16 protein-coding genes and 1 riboswitch are annotated in these 16,682 nt (G+C 55.8%); of the genes, 12 read left to right on the top strand and 4 right to left on the bottom strand.

All coding sequences use genetic code 11. The features are described 5' to 3' along the window. Positions 1-251 precede the first annotated feature (251 nt). From LKE88_RS03835 to LKE88_RS03820, 4 genes are all read right to left on the bottom strand, one after another. Complete coding sequence (locus tag LKE88_RS03835) at positions 252-1,343, bottom strand: hypothetical protein (protein ID WP_231086155.1); 1,092 nt, start codon at positions 1,341-1,343, stop codon at positions 252-254. A gap of 92 nt (positions 1,344-1,435) precedes the next feature. Then, positions 1,436-1,888 carry a hypothetical protein gene (locus LKE88_RS03830; RefSeq protein ID WP_105327385.1) on the bottom strand — a complete coding sequence of 151 codons (453 nt, stop codon included), beginning with the start codon at positions 1,886-1,888 and terminating at the stop codon, positions 1,436-1,438. Between the two features lie 157 nt (positions 1,889-2,045). Next, entirely contained in the window at positions 2,046-2,708 is a 663-nt protein-coding gene (locus LKE88_RS03825; protein WP_105327386.1) for a methionine ABC transporter permease, read from the bottom strand. Beyond that, positions 2,698-3,738, bottom strand: a complete 1,041-nt coding sequence (locus tag LKE88_RS03820; RefSeq protein ID WP_105327387.1) for a methionine ABC transporter ATP-binding protein — start codon at positions 3,736-3,738, stop codon at positions 2,698-2,700. The genes LKE88_RS03825 and LKE88_RS03820 overlap by 11 nt, the downstream gene beginning before the upstream one ends. A 73-nt stretch (positions 3,739-3,811) precedes the next feature. Then, positions 3,812-3,912: riboswitch (SAM riboswitch) on the bottom strand. Between the two features lie 223 nt (positions 3,913-4,135). Between LKE88_RS03820 and LKE88_RS03815 the strand changes: the two genes are divergently transcribed. The 12 genes from LKE88_RS03815 to glmS all read left to right on the top strand — a co-directional run bounded on the left by LKE88_RS03815 (position 4,136) and on the right by glmS (position 16,134). After that, positions 4,136-4,444 (top strand): YerC/YecD family TrpR-related protein, encoded by a 309-nt coding sequence (locus LKE88_RS03815; protein WP_255668088.1) that lies wholly within the window; start codon positions 4,136-4,138, stop codon positions 4,442-4,444. After that, positions 4,441-5,613 carry an ATP phosphoribosyltransferase regulatory subunit gene (gene hisZ / locus LKE88_RS03810; protein WP_105327388.1) on the top strand — a complete coding sequence of 391 codons (1,173 nt, stop codon included), beginning with the start codon at positions 4,441-4,443 and terminating at the stop codon, positions 5,611-5,613. The genes LKE88_RS03815 and hisZ overlap by 4 nt, the downstream gene beginning before the upstream one ends. A gap of 12 nt (positions 5,614-5,625) precedes the next feature. Beyond that, positions 5,626-6,270 carry an ATP phosphoribosyltransferase gene (hisG, locus tag LKE88_RS03805; RefSeq protein WP_105327389.1) on the top strand — a complete coding sequence of 215 codons (645 nt, stop codon included), beginning with the start codon at positions 5,626-5,628 and terminating at the stop codon, positions 6,268-6,270. After that, complete coding sequence (hisD, locus tag LKE88_RS03800; RefSeq protein ID WP_105327390.1) at positions 6,271-7,620, top strand: histidinol dehydrogenase; 1,350 nt, start codon at positions 6,271-6,273, stop codon at positions 7,618-7,620. It begins immediately after the preceding gene. A 42-nt stretch (positions 7,621-7,662) separates the two neighbouring features. After that, entirely contained in the window at positions 7,663-8,826 is a 1,164-nt protein-coding gene (locus tag LKE88_RS03795) for a pyridoxal phosphate-dependent aminotransferase (protein ID WP_105327391.1), read from the top strand. Next, a complete protein-coding gene (hisB, locus tag LKE88_RS03790; protein ID WP_353937266.1) occupies positions 8,827-9,414 on the top strand; it encodes an imidazoleglycerol-phosphate dehydratase HisB in 588 nt (195 codons plus the stop codon). Then, a complete protein-coding gene (gene hisH / locus LKE88_RS03785; RefSeq protein ID WP_231086151.1) occupies positions 9,411-10,022 on the top strand; it encodes an imidazole glycerol phosphate synthase subunit HisH in 612 nt (203 codons plus the stop codon). The genes hisB and hisH overlap by 4 nt, the downstream gene beginning before the upstream one ends. Next, on the top strand, positions 10,019-10,747 hold the full coding sequence (gene hisA, locus LKE88_RS03780) for a 1-(5-phosphoribosyl)-5-[(5-phosphoribosylamino)methylideneamino]imidazole-4-carboxamide isomerase (protein WP_105327394.1): 729 nt from the start codon (positions 10,019-10,021) through the stop codon (positions 10,745-10,747). Before hisH ends, hisA begins: the two co-directional genes overlap by 4 nt. Positions 10,748-10,749: 2 nt before the next feature. After that, on the top strand, positions 10,750-11,508 hold the full coding sequence (hisF, locus tag LKE88_RS03775) for an imidazole glycerol phosphate synthase subunit HisF (protein WP_105327395.1): 759 nt from the start codon (positions 10,750-10,752) through the stop codon (positions 11,506-11,508). Then, on the top strand, positions 11,505-12,137 hold the full coding sequence (gene hisIE, locus LKE88_RS03770) for a bifunctional phosphoribosyl-AMP cyclohydrolase/phosphoribosyl-ATP diphosphatase HisIE (RefSeq protein ID WP_105327396.1): 633 nt from the start codon (positions 11,505-11,507) through the stop codon (positions 12,135-12,137). Before hisF ends, hisIE begins: the two co-directional genes overlap by 4 nt. A gap of 29 nt (positions 12,138-12,166) precedes the next feature. After that, the gene (gene glmM / locus LKE88_RS03765; protein ID WP_276802796.1) at positions 12,167-13,510 is read left to right on the top strand and encodes a phosphoglucosamine mutase; all 1,344 of its coding nucleotides are present in this window, start codon (positions 12,167-12,169) and stop codon (positions 13,508-13,510) included. A 794-nt stretch (positions 13,511-14,304) separates the two neighbouring features. Then, on the top strand, positions 14,305-16,134 hold the full coding sequence (gene glmS, locus LKE88_RS03760; RefSeq protein ID WP_105327398.1) for a glutamine--fructose-6-phosphate transaminase (isomerizing): 1,830 nt from the start codon (positions 14,305-14,307) through the stop codon (positions 16,132-16,134). Positions 16,135-16,682 lie beyond the last annotated feature (548 nt).

Raw genomic sequence — 16,682 nt, 5'->3', positions numbered from 1 at the left:
CTTGGGAGCACTTGCGTAGCCTAGAGAGCGCCAGCAGCCTAAAACAGAGGAGCCAGCGAAAGTCGTATGCTTATGGTATTCAACAAAGGAGAGAAAATTCCTTTATTGGGAAAAAGGAGAGTGGGGAGTGAAGGCTGGGGTTCACAGCCAAGCAGACCCCGAGAGCCCACAACCCAGCCGTCCCCACACAAAAAGCCTTGCCGACGTTTTTGCGTCCGCAAGGCTTTTTCACACCGCTTTTCAGCGCTTCTTCAATTGGGAAACTGCAAAGTAAACAGCTTGATATCAATCAGCTTGGTCTGGGGATTCCGTACGTAGGCCAGGATACCCAGGGTTTTGCTGTCCATGGCAGTAAGCTTGGCGCAGTTCAGGTTGTTATCCAGCAGCTTGGAACTGTTGAACGCCCCCAAATAATGGCCGTCACGGTTCCAAATCTTCAGTGTGAAGCCGTCAATGACCACCACGTAATGGTCCAGTACCGCCAGGTCCACCAGGTTGTAGATGGAATCCTTGTCCGTCTGGATGTAGCTGCCGTAGGTTTGCAGCTGCTTGCCCTGGGGGGAGAAGGAGGCCACGATATTAAAGTCGTTGGTCTTGATCCGGCCGCCCCCAAACACCGTGCCGTCCGGGGCAATCCGCACCAGGGTCAGGCCCCCGGCAAAGGGCTTCGCCCGGTTGTGGAGGAAGGCCGGGTGGTTGTTGTCAAAGGACCCGTCATGGATATCCGCCAGGGTAAAGTTGTCGTTGCCGTACAGGTAGGCCTGCTGGTCTCCGGGGAGCAGGGCCACCCGGGTGGCAGTGGTGCTGCCCTTCAGGCTGATGATGTCGTTGCCGTCCTTCAGGGTATGGATGCCATTGCGCACGTAGTAGACTTCCCCTTTGCTGCCCACGTTGACGCTGAGAATCATCTTTTCGTGGATGGTGAACACCCCGTCTTCCCCGAAGGAACGGTGGGCGAACAAGCTGCCGTTTTTCACGTCAAAGGCGTCAATATGGGTGCTTTCCCCGTCCTGGCTGCGCAGGGCCAGGTAGAATACCTCGTCCCGGTAGTGGAAGCTGAGAATCTTGTCCACATCGTAGCTGGTCAGCTCCGGCGTGTTGATTTCCTGGAGGTTCAGATTGGTGTTGGCAATGGTTACCGTCTTCACCGGCTGGGGCTTGTAGTGCATAATGTGCATCTTGATGTCCGCCCGGTAGTTGTAGGCCATGACCCCCAGAATCACCAGGGCCGTCAGCAGCAGAAAATACAGGGTGGAATGATTTTTCTTGGGAGGCTTCCGCCGGGCCTGCCCAAAAGCAACGGGCTGGGGCCGGGTAGGCCGTTTTCTATGGAATAGCGCCAAGGGTTTGCGCTCCTTTCATTATGGTCAAAACCTAGTATAGCATGAAAAAAAGCGTTTTACCAAGAGATTTGGCAAAACGCTTTGTCCCGGCCTTACGCTCCGGGGAAATTCTTGCTGAAATACATATTGTAGGCTTTGTGGAAAATCAGGTTTCCCACGTAGTAGCCCTGACTGTAGGGCAGAATGTCCAGGGCCGTGCCGTCCACCTTGCCAGGGGCCTGGTTTAACAGTTTGCCTTCCTCATCGCAGGGCAGGGCAGCCTTGAAGGTCAGCTTCATGGTCTGGTCCTTGTAATTGTAGGTGTACAGCTGGGTGTATTGGAAGCCGCTGTGGTTTACATAGTCCAAAGTGTAGGTGACCACCGAAAGCTGGTAGGCCGGGGGAGCGTACTGGACCACCTGTACCGAATCCAGGTCCACATACCGTCTGCCCTTTTGGGACGTATCCACGCAGACAAAGCGCTGGGGCTGCTGGTCAAAGGAATTGGCAAAGCCCGGCACTGCAAACGAGCACAGCAGCATCAGCACCAAAAAGAATTTCTTCATAAGTCTCGCCTCCTCAAATGTGAATAAGGTGTATTTTTATTATAGCATAGAATTGCAAGAAAATTCCTGGGATTTATCGCTGCCAAAAGGGAGCAGGGGGAACACAAAAAAATGCACCAGCCGCAGCTGGTGCACCAAAAATCCCTACTTACAATCCTTATTTAATTTTATTCTTGTTCAGCTTGCTGGAGAACCGGTTGCCGCAGGACTGCACCAACTGCACCAGGGCAATCAGCACGATAACCGTGGCCAGCATGGTGTCGGCCTGGAACCGCTGATACCCGTAGCGGATGGCCAGGTCCCCCAGACCGCCGCCGCCCAGGGCGCCGGCCATAGCCGAGCTGCCGATCAGGCTGATGATGGCCAGGGTAATCCCCAGCACGATGGAGTGCATGGCTTCCGGCAGCAGCACCTTCCAGATGATTTGCAGGGGAGAGGCCCCTACAGACAGGGCTGCTTCAATAACCCCGTGGTCCACTTCCAAAAGGGAGGACTCAATAATCCGGGAAATAAACGGAGTGCAGGAAATGGTCAGGGGCACAATGGCTGCGGTGGTCCCGATAGAAGACCCGACAATAATACGGGTCAGGGGAATAATGGCAACCATCAAAATGATAAAAGGCGTGGAACGGGTGGCGTTGACAATGGCGCCCAAAATCCGGTTCACCACTTTGTTTTCCATAATATGGCCCTTGCCGGTCACCGTCAGGATAACCCCCAAAGGAATCCCAAACAACGTAGCCAGAGCGGCGGAAACCACCACCATGTAGCAGGTTTCCCCCAGAGCCTTGATTAGCAGATTCATCATATTAGGAGACATAGCCAATTACCTCCACCTTCAATTGCTGCTTGGCCTGGAGATAATCCAGGGCCTCCTTCATATGCACCTCGTCGCCTTCCAGCTCTACCAGCAGCGTCCCGTAGGGGGTGTTCTGGAGGCTTTCAATGTTGGCGGTGAGGATGTTCACGTCAATATCAAACTGCTTGATCAGCACGGAAATCACCGGTTCTCCGGCGCTTTCCCCAATAAAGGACAAGCTGACCAGCGCCTTGTTTCCCGGCTGGTAGACCTTTTGGATGTTCATCTGTTTTACGAAATCCGGCAGGTCGTTGTGCTGGATGCTGGCCACAAATTCCTTGGTGGTGGCCTTCTGGGGATTGGTGAACAGGTCGAACATGGTGCCTTCTTCAATGATTTCCCCGTTTTCAATAACGGCAACCCGGTCGCAGATTTCCTTCACCACATTCATCTGGTGGGTAATCATCACGATGGTAATGTGCAGCCGCTTGTTGATGTTCCGGAGCAGGTCCAGAATGGATTCCGTGGTTTGGGGGTCCAGGGCGGAGGTGGCTTCATCGCACAGCAGCACCGTAGGGTCGGAAGACAGGGCCCGGGCAATGCCTACCCGCTGCTTCTGGCCGCCGGACAGCTGGGACGGATAATGGTCCGCCCGGTCGGTGAGGCCCACCAGTTCCAGCAGGGGATCCACCTTCTTTTTGATGGCAGCCTTGTCCAGCCCTTGGATTTCCAGGGGGAAGGCAATGTTGCCGTAAACGGTCCGGCTGCTCAGCAGGTTAAAATGCTGGAAAATCATGCCGATGTTCTGCCGGGCTTTCCGCAGTTCCACCGGGCTCATGGCCGTAATGTCCTGGCCGTCCACAATCACCTTGCCGCTGGTGGGTTCCTCCAGCCGGTTGATGCAGCGGACCAGGGTGCTTTTGCCGGCCCCGGACAAACCGATGATGCCGAAAATTTCACCTTCATTAATAGACAAGTTGATATCTTTCAGGGCGTGCAGGTCCCCGGAGCTCGTGTGATAGATCTTGTCAATGTGCTGCAGCTCTATCATAAAATATGTCCACCTCCATACAATAAAAAAACCTCTTCACTCAATATGAAGAGGAATGCGTTTGGCTTAATCATCTTCATCTTTCAGGCTGCACCTGATGGACTTAGCACCGTTCACAAAGTGATGGTTGCCGTAACATCATCGGGCCAGTCCCTCCGTTACTCTTGATGAATCCGTGTGGATAAATGATACTCTGTTATGTACAGTTTGTCAATGTGTTTTGGCAAAAAAAGCCTCCAAAGTGGAAAAATGTCAAAGTTTGGTAAAAACTAGAAAAAATACTTGACTTTATTACTTCATCGGAGTAAAGTACTAAATCAGTAAAGAGGTAAAGCGAGATCGGCATTCGGTCCATTTCATAAACCAAACCTGGAAACACCTAGAAAGGGGTACCAACATGATTATTCAAGCAGGTTACAACAAAAAAGAACTTCTGCAGCTGGCTGACGCGTTCCTCACCCTGGAGAACAAGGAAATGTGCCTGGCCTTCCTGGAAGACATCTGCACCCCCAACGAGCTCAAGGCCCTGGGCCAGCGGCTGGAAGTGGCGGTGCGTCTTCATCGCGGCGAAAATTATGCCAAGATTGTCAAGGATACGGGCGCCAGCAGCACCACCGTTTCCCGGGTTAATCGCTGTTTAAACTATGGGGCAGGCGGCTACCAAACCGTCATTCCCCGTATTACCAAAGGAGAAGAAAACGCATGAGTACTAACATTTTGAGAATTCCCTATGGAACCAAAGATATCCTGCCGGGAGAAGCCCGGCTGAAGCGGAAAATGGAGGACCAGATTGCAGACAATTTTCTGTCCTGGGGCTATGACGAAGCCATTACCCCCACCTTTGAATACGCAGACACCTTTGCCCTAAGCGGCGCCGGCATTACGGAAGAAAGCATGAAGTTCATGGACCGGGAAAGCCGCACCATGATCCTGCGCACGGAAATGACCACCCCGCTGGCCCGGATGGTAGCCACCCGGCTCAAGGCTGACAAGGGCATCAAACGGCTGTTCTACATTGCCAACGTGTTCCGCCACGAACAGACCCAGGCCGGCCGCCAATGCGAATTCAGCCAGGCAGGCATCGAGCTCATCGGGGCAGCGGCTCCCATGGCGGACGCCGAAGTCCTGGCCCTGGCCGTCAGCAGCCTGAGGGCCGCCGGCCTGACGGATTTTCTCCTGAGCGTCGGCCACAGCGGCTTTTTGGCAGGGCTCATGGAAGAAGCGGAGCTTACCGGCACCCGGGCCGAATTTGTCAAGCACATGGTGCTGAGCCACAACGCCGTGGGCCTGAAGGAAGCTGCGGATTCCTACATCCGCAAGCCCGTGAAGGAACTGTTCCGGGAGCTGCTCTACCTCCAGGGCGGCGTGGACCTTTTGGACCAGCTGGAACGCCAGGTTTCCAATGAAAAGAGCAAGGAAGCCCTGCGGAACCTGAAAGCCATCTACCAACTGGCTTCCGCCTACGGCGTAGGGGACTACCTGTCCTTTGACCTGTCCCTGATTCGTGACTTTGATTACTATACCGGCATGGTGTTTGAGGCTTATGCGCCCCATATCGGTTTCAATATCTGCGGCGGCGGCCGCTACGACAAGATGATGGAGAACTTCGGGGCTCCGGCACCGGCCACGGGCTTTGCCATGGGCATCGACCGGATCATCCTCAGCCTCCAGCGGGAAGGCAAGTTCAACCAGGAATCCAAATGGGATATTTACGTAGCCTGGGCCCCCGGTCATCAGCAGCAGGCCATTGCCAAAGCCATGTCCCTGCGCGCAGACGGCAAGAACGTGAAGGTTGCCACCGACGCCCTGACCCCGGAAGAAGCGGACAAGGCCTGTGCAGCTAACCGCTGCGAAGCTGTAGCATACGTACGATAGGAGAGCTGTGAAATGGACTATTTAACGATTGCATTGCCCAAGGGCAAACTGTTTGCCAAATCCGTGGACTTGCTGGCCAAGGTAGGCTACGCCGCCGAAAACGTGGTGGAAAATTCCCGGAAACTGGTGATTACCAATGAAGAAACCAAAGTAAAATTCATCATCGTGAAAACCGTGGACTTGCCCACCTACGTGGAATACGGGGCCGCCGATATCGGCATCATCGGCAAGGACGTGCTGCGGGAAGAACAAAAAGATATCTACGAACTGCTGGATATGGGCTACGGCGCCTGCCATTTGATGATGGCCGTGCCCGAAGCCAAGCAGCTGCCCAACCTGACCGACTACGCCCATATGCGGGTGGCCACCAAATACCCCCATTCTGCCTCCGAGTTTTTCGAAAAGCTGGGCATGCAGATGGAAATCGTCAAGCTCAACGGCTCCATCGAGCTGGCCCCCATTGTGGGCCTTAGCGAACTGATTGTGGATATTGTCGAAACCGGCCGCACCCTCCGGGAAAACAAACTGAAGGAAATTGCTACCGTGTACCCCAGCTCCGCCCGGCTCATTGCCAATAAGGTCAGCTTCAAAATGCAGTATGACCGGATCAAGAAACTGGTGGAAGACCTGGAAACCGTACTCAAGGAGGAAGAATAAATGAAAGTATTGGATGAAAGAAAAAGCACTGCGGCCGAGATCAGCCGTTTACTGGAAAAGAAATCCTTTGATGAAGTAGAACTGTCCCCGAAAGTCAAGGCTGCCGTAGAAAAACTCTTTGGCCGGCCTCTTACGGCGGCAGAAGAAGTGGATATGATCGTAAACGACATCCGCAAGGAAGGGGACGCCAAGCTGTTCGCCTACACCAAAATGCTGGATGGGGCGGACTTGAATCCTGAGACAATCAAGGTCAGCGAAGCCGAATTTGCCGAAGCCGAAAAGGCCGTGGACCCCAAGACCATGGGTGCCATCAACCGGGCCATTGCCAACGTGCGCAAGTTCCACGAAGAACAGCTGCCCAAAACCTGGCTGACCCCCCGGGCCTATGGCTCCTTCCTGGGCCAGAAAATGACCCCGGTGGACTCCGTGGGCATCTACGTGCCCGGCGGCACCGCAGCCTATCCTTCCTCCGTGATTATGAACGCCGTTCCTGCCAAGGTAGCCGGCGTGCCCCGGATTGTCATGGCAGCCCCGGCTGGCCGGGATGGGAAAATGAACCCCTACGTACTGGCCACCGCCAAAGCCATCGGCATCACCGAAATCTACAAAATGGGCGGCGCCCAGGCAGTAGCGGCCCTGGCCTTTGGGACGGAAACCGTGCCCAAGGTGGAAAAAATTACCGGCCCTGGGAACATCTTCGTGACCCTGGCCAAGAAAGCCGTCTACGGCCACGTGGATATCGACATGCTGGCTGGCCCCAGTGAAATCCTGATTGTAGCCGACAAAACCGCCGACTACCAATACCTGGCTGCGGACCTGCTGAGCCAGGCCGAACACGACCCCCTGGCCTGCGCCATCCTGATTACCGACGATGAAAAGCTGGCTAATCAGGTAGCCGAAGAAGTGGAAGTCCAGCTGGCCCGGCTGCCCCGGCGGGAAATTGCCGCCCAGTCCCTGGCCGCCCAAGGCAAGATCATCCTGGCCAAGGATATGGAAACCGTGGTGGAAATGGCTAACCTGTCCGCCCCGGAACACATGGAAATCAACACCAAGGAACCCTTTGCCCTGGTACCCTATATCCGCAACGCCGGCGCCATCTTCCTGGGAGCCTACTCTCCGGAACCCCTGGGCGACTACTATGCCGGCCCCAACCACATTCTGCCCACCGGCGGCACTGCCAGATTCTATTCGGTACTGAATGTGGAAACCTTCATGAAAAAGACCAGCATCATTTCCTATACCAAGGAAGCGCTTTCTGAAGCCGCCGATGACATTATTGCCATGGCCGAAGCCGAAGGGCTCCAGGCACACGCCAATGCCATCCGCATCAGAAAGGAAAAACAACTGTAAGAACCTGGCTCAAAAAGTTTAGAAATATTGGGAGGAAGTATTATGACGGAAATCAAGGCACGGGCATGCTTGTCCAAATTTGAAGATTATCAGGTAGAAACGGTACCTGATGCAGATATTATCGTAAACGCCAACGAAACCAACTGGGACCTGACCCCGGAGCTCCGGGTAGAGCTCCAGACCCGGATCAGCGAAAACGCCTTTAACCGGTACCCTACCATGCACGGGGAAGAATTGTCTGAGCAGATTGCCAAGGCCCTGGGCGTAGACCCGGCCACGGTGGTCATTGGCAACGGTTCCAGCGAACTGTTGGAAAAAGCCTGCTTTGCCTTTGGCGGTGCCGGCACGAAAATTGCCTATCCGTCCCCGTCCTTTTCCATGTACGAAACCTACGCCGTACTGGGGGACGCAGAGCCCATCGCCTTTGCCCTGACCCCGGAAGGCTTCATTGACCCGGACGCGGTCATCGCCTTCTGCCAAAAGGAAAAGCCCAATGCGCTGATCATCTGCAACCCCAATAACCCCACCGGGAACTTTAACCCCCGCAGCGACATGGAAAAAATCATCCGCAATGTGGACTGCCTGGTGATTATGGACGAAGCCTACCTGGAATTTTCCAAGGAAGACGGCCAGGTGCTGGCCAACTCCACCTTGGAGCTCACCAAGGAAGTGGACAACCTGCTGGTGCTGCGCACCTTCTCCAAAGCCTACGGCCTGGCCAACCTGCGGATTGGCTACGGCATTGGGAGCCCGGCAGTGATGCGGGTACTCAAGAAAGTGCTGCTGCCCTATACGGTAAACGGCGTGTCCATCCTGACCGCCGGCCTGGTCTATGCCAAGCCGGAAGTGCTGGCCCAGCGGGTGCGGGCCGTGGTCAAGGGCCGGGAATACCTGCGGGAGCAGTTTACCGCCCTGGGCTTTAAGGTCCTGCCCTCTGCCACCAACTTCATTCTGGTGCTGCCCCAGGGCAAGGTACTGGACAACCTGGCTGCCCAGGCTGGCAAAAGCGGTGCAGAACCCGCTGCCAAAGCCAAGGCCGCTGGCTCCTACCTGTTCAAGCAGTTATTGAAACGGAAAATCCTCATCCGGGACTTCTCCCAAAAGGACCAGCTGCCGGGAGGCCTGCGGATTTCCATTGGCACCGCCCAGGAAAATCCGGAAATTATTGCAGGCGTCAAAGCCATTTTGGCCCAAGGGGAGGCATAAATCATGCGGGAAGGTTTGGTGGAACGCAGTACCAAAGAAACCCAGGTGAAGGTCCAGGTGAACCTGGACGGCTCCGGGAAAGCAGATATTTCTACAGGCATTGGCTTTTTTGACCATATGCTGACCCTTTTGGCGGTCCATTCCTTTATGGACCTGCGCATTGAGGCCCACGGGGACCTGGAAGTAGATTCCCACCACACCGTGGAGGACGTAGGCCTCTCCCTGGGCAAGGCCCTGCGCCAGGCCCTGGGGGACAAGGCGGGCATCCACCGCTACGGCAGCTGCCTGCTGCCCATGGACGAAACCCTGGCCCAGGTAGCCCTGGACTTCAGCGGCCGCCCGTTCCTGGTGTGGAACGCCGAGATTCCCCGGGTCAAGCTGGGCAATTTCGATACCGAAATGGGAGAGGAGTTCTTCCGGGCCGTAGCCGTGGAAAGCGGCCTGACCCTCCACGTGAACGTGCCCTACGGCAAGAACACCCACCATATGCTGGAAGCCATTTTTAAAGGATTTGCTCGGGCCGTGGCAGAAGCCGTGGCCAAGGATCCCCGGGTCCACGGGGTCATGAGCAGCAAGGGGGCATTATGAGCGAGCAAGTGGTCATCATCGATTACGGCAGGGGCAACCTGCACTCAGTATATAACGGCCTGGTAAAGGTCGGCGCAAAACCCGTGATTTCTTCGGACCCCAAGGTCATTGCGGACGCCCAGCGGGTAATCCTCCCGGGCGTAGGCTCCTTTGGGGACTGCATGCACACCCTGGAAAACCGGGGTCTGGTGCCGGTGATCCAGGAAGCCCTCCACAGCGGCAAGCCCTTTTTGGGCATCTGCCTGGGCGAGCAGCTGCTGTTTGAAGGCAGCGAGGAAGCCCCCGGCGTCAAGGGCCTGGGCTTTTTCAAGGGCCAGGTGAAGAAAATCGTCACCCCCTTTAAGATTCCCCACATGGGCTGGAACCAGATTCAGGTAGTGAATCCTTCTCCTCTCCTGACGGAAGCAGACGGCCAGTACGTGTACTTCGTCCACAGCTACCATGCAGTGCCCGAGGACCCCAGCATCATTACCGCCGTGTGCGATTACGGCGCCCAGATTACGGCTTCTGTAGGGAAGGGCAGTGTCCAGGCCTTCCAGTTCCACCCGGAAAAATCTTCTTTTGCGGGTCTTGCCATGCTGAAAGCCTTTAAGGAGTGGAAATTATGAACATTTATCCTGCCATCGACCTAAGGGGCGGCAACTGCGTCCGCCTGGTAAAGGGCGATTTTTCCAAGGAAACCATCTACAGCAATAACCCCGGTGAAATGGCCGCCAAATGGGCCAAGCTGGGAGCCTCCTGCATCCACGTGGTGGATCTGGACGGCGCCCTGGCCGGAGAAAGCAAGAACCTGGCCTCCATCGACGCCATTATCGCCCAGGGGAAGATTCCCATTGAGGTGGGCGGCGGCATCCGCACCCTGGAACATATTGACCGACTGCTCTCCCGGGGCGTTCACCAGGTGATCCTGGGCTCCGTGGCCGTCAAGAACCCGGCCCTTGTAAAGGAAGCCTGCGCCAAGTATCCCGGCCGGATTGTGGCCGGTATTGACGCCAAGGCCGGCATCGTAGCCGTGGAAGGCTGGGAAGCCAGCGGCCATATGCGGGCCGAAGACCTGGCCAAGGCCATGGCAGACGCCGGCGTCAGCCGCATCATCTTTACGGACATTGCCCGGGACGGCATGCTTACCGGCGTCAACGTGGAAGCCACCGTGCAGATTGCTAAGGCATCCGGCCTGCCTGTTACCGCTTCCGGCGGGGTGGGCAGCCTGGAAGATTTGCGGGAACTAAAAAAAAGAGAAGCAGCAGGCATAGAAGGGTGTATTATAGGTAAGGCGTTATATACTGGCGCCATTGACCTTCGCCAGGCTGTGGCAATCGCAAAGGAGGCCTGAGCATGCATACGAAACGGATCATTCCCTGCCTGGACGTAAAAGACGGCAGGGTGGTAAAGGGCACAAATTTTGTTAGTCTCAGAGACGCAGGGGACCCGGTGGAACTGGCTTCCCTGTACGAAAAGGAACAGGCGGACGAGCTGGTATTTTTGGATATCACCGCCTCCCTGGAAAAACGCAAATCCATGGTGGACGTCATCGAGCGCACTGCCCGGGAAGTGTTCATGCCCCTGACCGTTGGCGGCGGCATTACCTCTATTGAGGATATGCGGGCCGTACTCATGGCCGGTGCGGACAAAACTTCCCTGAACAGCGCTGCGGTCAAAAATCCGGACCTAATCCGGCAGGGGGCCGAAGCCTTCGGCAACCAATGCGTGGTACTGGCCGTAGATGCCAAAAAACGCGGCGAAAACTCCTGGGAAGTCTACATCCATGGGGGCCATACCCCTACGGGCCTGGACGTGCTGGAATGGGTGAAACGGGCAGTGGACCTGGGCGCTGGGGAGATACTTCTCACCAGCATGGACGCCGACGGCACCAAGGACGGCTTTGATATCCCCCTGACCCGGGCCGTGGCCGACGCCGTTCCCGTCCCGGTAATTGCTTCCGGCGGGGCCGGCTCCCTGGACGACTTTTACAAGGTGCTCACTGCCGGCGGTGCTGACGCTGCCCTGGCTGCCTCCGTGTTCCATTACGGGACCTTTACGGTGCGGCAGGTGAAGGAATATTTGCGCAGCAAAGGAGTGGAAGTTAGACTATGAAAATTGATGTAAGTCATTTGAAGTTTGACGACCGGGGACTGATTCCTGCCATTGTTCAGGACTACAAGACCAACCAGGTGCTGATGCTGGCCTATATGAACGGAGAATCCCTGGCCCGGACCGTAGAAACCGGCTATACCTGGTTCTGGAGCCGCAGCCGGCAGGAACTGTGGAACAAGGGCGCCACTAGCGGTCATACACAGCGGGTGCTCAGCATTACCTACGACTGCGACGGGGATACCCTGCTGGTGAAGGTGGAGCAAAAGGGCGCCGCCTGCCATACCGGCAGCTACTCCTGCTTCTTTAACCCCCTGTGGAACAGCGGCTCCGGCGAAAGCCTGCCGGTCACCGAAAAGAACCTGCCCCAGGTGCTGGACCAGATGTATGCCCTGATTCAGCAAAAACAACTGGCCCGGACCCCGGACAAACCGGCCCAGGGCCAGCAGGACTGGATTCTGAAGAAACTGGGTGAAGAATGCACCCGGACCCTCCTAGCCTCCAAAAACGACAGCCGTGACCAGGTTGTTTACGAGATGGGCGATTTATGGTATCATTGCTTAGTGCTGTTGGCCTTCCACAACATTACCTCGGAACAAATGCTGGCGGAAATGGGCGGGAAAAAGGAATAACAGCAAATCTCTAGGCTGGAGGCTGTTAAATGGCTAGATTGTTTGGTACGGACGGCGTCCGCGGCGTTGCCAATGGCAAGGTCCTGAACGCAGAACTGGCATATAAATTAGGACGTGCAGCTGCACAATATTTCGGGCGGGAAGTAAAAAGCCCCAAAATTATCATCGGACGAGATACCCGCCTGTCCGGCACCATGCTGGAAGCTGCCCTGGCAGCAGGCATCTGCTCCGCAGGGGGCAACGTCCACCTTTTGGGCGTGATTCCCACCCCGGCTGTTTCCTTCCTGACGGAACCCCTGGGGGCCAACGCAGGCGTAGTCATCTCCGCCTCCCACAACCCCTTTGAGGACAACGGCATCAAATTCTTTGCCCACAGCGGCTTCAAGCTGCCCGATGCAGTAGAAGATGAAATCGAAGCCATTGTCAACCGTCCCATCGACTACGACAATACCCTGACCGGGTCCTCCCTGGGCAGAGTGTACACCGAAGAAGACAAGAGTAACCTGTACGTGCAGCACGTGGTAAAAAGCGCCGACTGCAAGCTCAACGGCCTGAAAGTGGTCATGGACTGCGCCAACGGCGCCAACAGCGAAATCGCTCCTATGATCCTGCGCCTGTTGGGCGCCCAGGTTATTCCCATCTTCAATAACCCCAACGGCATCAACATCAATAACGGCTGCGGCTCCACCCATCTGGAAGCCCTCCAGCAAAAAGTCTTGGAAGAAGGCGCCGACGTGGGCATTGCCAACGACGGTGACGCAGATCGCTGCCTGGCAGTGGACGAAAACGGCCAGGTACTGGACGGCGACCAGATTATGCTGATCTGTGCCCTGGACCTGCTCAAGCGCGGCAAACTCAAGGACAACGTCCTGGTAACCACCGTCATGAGCAACGTAGGCCTGCAAAAAGCCATGAAAGAACATGGCGGCAGCACCGTGAAAACCGGAGTAGGCGACCGCTACGTCCTGGAAGAAATGCTGAAACACGACTACAAACTGGGCGGCGAACAATCCGGCCACATCATCTTTGGCGACCTGGCCCGGACCGGCGACGGCATGATGACCGCCGTGAAGCTTCTGAGCTCCCTGGTCCGCCATAACCAGACCCTGTCCCAGCTGGGCAGCCTGATGGTCAAGTATCCCCAGACCCTGCTGAACGTCCGCGTCAAGGACAAAAACGGCTGGGAAGAAAACCAGGCCATCGCCGAAGTAGTCAAGAAATATACTGAGGAACTGGGTGACGATGGCCAAGTACTGGTCCGCGCCTCCGGTACCGAACCCCTGATCCGCATCATGGCCCAGGGCCCCAACCAGGCCGAACTGGACGCCATCACCGACGCCATTGCCGAAGTGGTACGCAAAGAACTGGCGTAAGCGCAGGGTGTAGGGGAATCAAGGTAAGCTAAAAATGACTTGTGAACGAGAACGCTCACAAGTCATTTTTTTCATATATCCTATGCCTTCCCCGCTTTCTGCGCCCCCTCTGTGCCTCCAGTAGATTTGGAATAGGCGCATTTTCCCCATTTCAGTTGGGTTTACGGCAAAATGGAGATGACGAGGGGAGGAGAAGGCAAGCGGCAGTTGGTCGCAGAATACCTAGTTGAGAATCGTATAACCCGGCCCACAGACCGTATGCCTTCTTCTTACCAGTGCACTGCTTGGCATGCACTGGTAAGGGGAAGGAATGTTCCGCCCTTTTTCCTTATTTACCTTCATCAAGCGTGAGGAAGGTGGCCTGCCGTAAGGCAGGACGGAAAGAGTTTCCATTCAGCGGAACAAGGATGGGGGTTCAAATCCAGGATGTTCGCGGACCGCACCGACAAACTACCACCCCCTCTCCCTGGGACAAAAACGTCTCCAGCCCCCTTCGTAGTTGACCAACCTGCCAAAAAATAGTATGATAGACACGCTACAAAAACATGCCGCCCGGGTATACCGGTCTGGCCGGTCAGCAAAGGGCTTGAGGGGGACCTTTGCAAAGAGATTTGCGTAGTGGATCAGCGCACGTGCCGGGATTCCCGGCAGACGAGGAAGAGGTTTATCGAAACGTCAGCGGATGCCTCTCGGTAAGCTGCAAACCGTAAGCAGACCTACAAACCCCTTTGGTAACAAAGGAACACAGAAGGGCCTGCGGCAGACGGTAAGTACAAATTCAGGAGGGCACAACTATGTGCGGAATCGTAGGATATATCGGCAGAAAACAGGCAACCCCATTTTTGATGGAGGGCCTGAGCAAACTGGAATACAGAGGCTATGACTCTGCCGGCATCGCAGTATACAATGACGGAAAAATTACCGTAGAAAAATGCGTGGGCCGTTTGGACGCCCTGCGTCAAAAAATCGTAGGCAAAGAACCCGTGGGTACCCTGGGCATTGGCCATACCCGCTGGGCTACCCATGGGAAACCCAGTGACGTAAACGCCCATCCCCATACGGATGAAAAGAACGAATTTGCCGTGGTCCATAACGGCATCATCGAAAACTACATGCCCTTAAAGCAAAGCCTGCTGAAAAAGGGCTACCACTTCCGTTCCGATACGGATACCGAAGTGGTGGCACATTTGATGGCCGACCTGTACACCGGGGACTTTGAAGAAACCGTGCGCAAAGTGCTGCACGTAATCCAAGGCTCCTATTCCCTGGTATTCATGACCACCAAGGACCCCAGCAAGCTCATCTGCGCCAAGAAGAACAATCCCCTGGTCATCGGTCTGGGCAAAGGCGAAAACTACATCGCCTCCGATATCCCCGCCATCATCAGCAAGACCCGGGATACCTATATTTTAAGTGACGGCGAAATGGCCGTCATCACCCCGGATTCCGTAGCAGTCAAGGATCTGGAAGGCAACCCCATCGACAAGAAAGTCTTCCGGGTAACCTGGGATGCCGAAGCAGCCGAAAAAGGCGGCTTTGAACACTTCATGCTGAAGGAAATCTACGAACAGCCCAAAGCCGTCCGGGATACCCTCCGCAGCCGGGTCAGCAAGGACAGCGACACCGTTACCTTTAACGAACTCCAATGGACCCCAGAAACCCTGAAGGACATCAACAAGATCTTTATCGTAGCCTGCGGCACCGCCTATCACGCCGGCATTGTGGGCAAGTACTATATTGAAAAAATGGCCCGGATTCCCGTAGAAGTCGATATTGCCAGCGAATTCCGCTACCGGAACCCCATCATCGATGAACACTGCCTGTGCATCGTGGTCAGCCAGTCCGGCGAAACCAGCGATACCCTGGAAGCCCTGAAAGAAGCCAAACGCCGCGGCGCCAAAACCCTGGCCGTTACCAACGTGGTGGGCTCCTCCATTTCCCGGGAAGCCGAGCAGACCGTGTACACCTACGCTGGCCCCGAAATCGCCGTAGCCTCCACCAAAGCCTACACCACCCAGCTGATTGTTATGCTGCTGCTGGCCATGTACATCTCCTCCCTGAAGGGGACCCTGGACCAGGAACGGCTCCACCAGCTGATTCAAGGCGTTCTGGCCGTGCCGGAACAAATGCATGATATCCTGGACCATGTGGACCAGATTAAAGCCTTTGCCGCCAATTACGGCGATTGTGAAGACGCCTTCTTCCTGGGTCGCTCCCTGGACTACGCCGTAGCCCTGGAAGGCGCCCTGAAACTGAAGGAAATCTCCTACATCCACGCAGAAGCCTATGCTGCCGGCGAACTGAAACACGGCACCCTGGCCCTGATTGAGGAAGGCGTACCCGTCATCGTACTTGCCACCCAGTCCTCCATCTATGACAAAACCATCAGCAACTTGCAGGAAGTCAAGACCCGCGGCGCCATCGTTATCGGCATCGGCATGGAAGGCGATACCGAGCTGGCCAAACACGCCAACTCCGTTATCATCATTCCCAAAGCCGATGAAGACCTGGCACCCATCTTGGCCGTCATTCCCCTCCAGCTGCTGGCCTATTACGCCGCCCTGGTTCGCGGCTGCGACGTAGATAAACCCCGCAACCTGGCCAAATCCGTAACCGTAGAATAAAATGGGAAAGAAGTACCGTAAGGAGGCTGCCTTGGCAGCCTCCTTTAACCTTATTAGGGCGGCCCGCACTACACCCCGCAGACCGCACCAACAAAATCACCATTGGGAAAATACCGCAAGGCGGCAATAGGGGAAAATGGCAAAACTACCAAACTCCTTGTACTAGCCTTTATTTAGCATATGACCAGCAGCGGTTGGAATGCCCCCAACAAACGTGTGGGGGGTGTCGCCGAAAGGCGACGGAGGGCGCTCAAACCACGCCGCCCCACACTACACCCCGTAGACCGCACCAACTAATACGAGTTTTCTCCAGCTAAAAGTTGCCCTTGGGCAACTTTTCCGTCGTTGAGCTACCGTCCTTCCTGCACTAGCCCCAAATGGAGACAGGCCTTTCCCCTTGGGGGAAGCGGCACCGTAGGTGCCGATGGGGGCAATATGGTCCTGCCCGCTTTGCGGGCCCGGCCTCCTCCCATTCCCGTGGATCGCACGAACCATTATAACCTCTCGCCTCTAGGGGAGAGGAAAGCATCACTACCTTTGCATAAGGT

The organism is Acidaminococcus hominis, assembly GCF_022484025.1.
Classification (GTDB): domain Bacteria; phylum Bacillota; class Negativicutes; order Acidaminococcales; family Acidaminococcaceae; genus Acidaminococcus; species Acidaminococcus hominis.
The sequence above is the reverse complement of the archived record's forward strand: the minus strand, read 5'-3'. Positions and strand labels throughout refer to the sequence as shown.

Bases quoted from the DNA above. Each gene is read 5' to 3' on its own strand.
- LKE88_RS03830 (WP_105327385.1), bottom strand. From the start codon at position 1,888: ATGAAGAAATTCTTTTTGGTGCTGATGCTGCTGTGCTCGTTTGCAGTG.
- LKE88_RS03825 (WP_105327386.1), bottom strand. From the start codon at position 2,708: ATGTCTCCTAATATGATGAATCTGCTAATCAAGGCTCTGGGGGAAACC.
- LKE88_RS03820 (WP_105327387.1), bottom strand. From the start codon at position 3,738: ATGATAGAGCTGCAGCACATTGACAAGATCTATCACACGAGCTCCGGG.
- LKE88_RS03815 (WP_255668088.1), top strand. From the start codon at position 4,136: ATGATTATTCAAGCAGGTTACAACAAAAAAGAACTTCTGCAGCTGGCT.
- hisZ (WP_105327388.1), top strand. From the start codon at position 4,441: ATGAGTACTAACATTTTGAGAATTCCCTATGGAACCAAAGATATCCTG.
- hisG (WP_105327389.1), top strand. From the start codon at position 5,626: ATGGACTATTTAACGATTGCATTGCCCAAGGGCAAACTGTTTGCCAAA.
- hisD (WP_105327390.1), top strand. From the start codon at position 6,271: ATGAAAGTATTGGATGAAAGAAAAAGCACTGCGGCCGAGATCAGCCGT.
- LKE88_RS03795 (WP_105327391.1), top strand. From the start codon at position 7,663: ATGACGGAAATCAAGGCACGGGCATGCTTGTCCAAATTTGAAGATTAT.
- hisH (WP_231086151.1), top strand. From the start codon at position 9,411: ATGAGCGAGCAAGTGGTCATCATCGATTACGGCAGGGGCAACCTGCAC.
- hisA (WP_105327394.1), top strand. From the start codon at position 10,019: ATGAACATTTATCCTGCCATCGACCTAAGGGGCGGCAACTGCGTCCGC.
- hisF (WP_105327395.1), top strand. From the start codon at position 10,750: ATGCATACGAAACGGATCATTCCCTGCCTGGACGTAAAAGACGGCAGG.
- hisIE (WP_105327396.1), top strand. From the start codon at position 11,505: ATGAAAATTGATGTAAGTCATTTGAAGTTTGACGACCGGGGACTGATT.
- glmM (WP_276802796.1), top strand. From the start codon at position 12,167: ATGGCTAGATTGTTTGGTACGGACGGCGTCCGCGGCGTTGCCAATGGC.
- glmS (WP_105327398.1), top strand. From the start codon at position 14,305: ATGTGCGGAATCGTAGGATATATCGGCAGAAAACAGGCAACCCCATTT.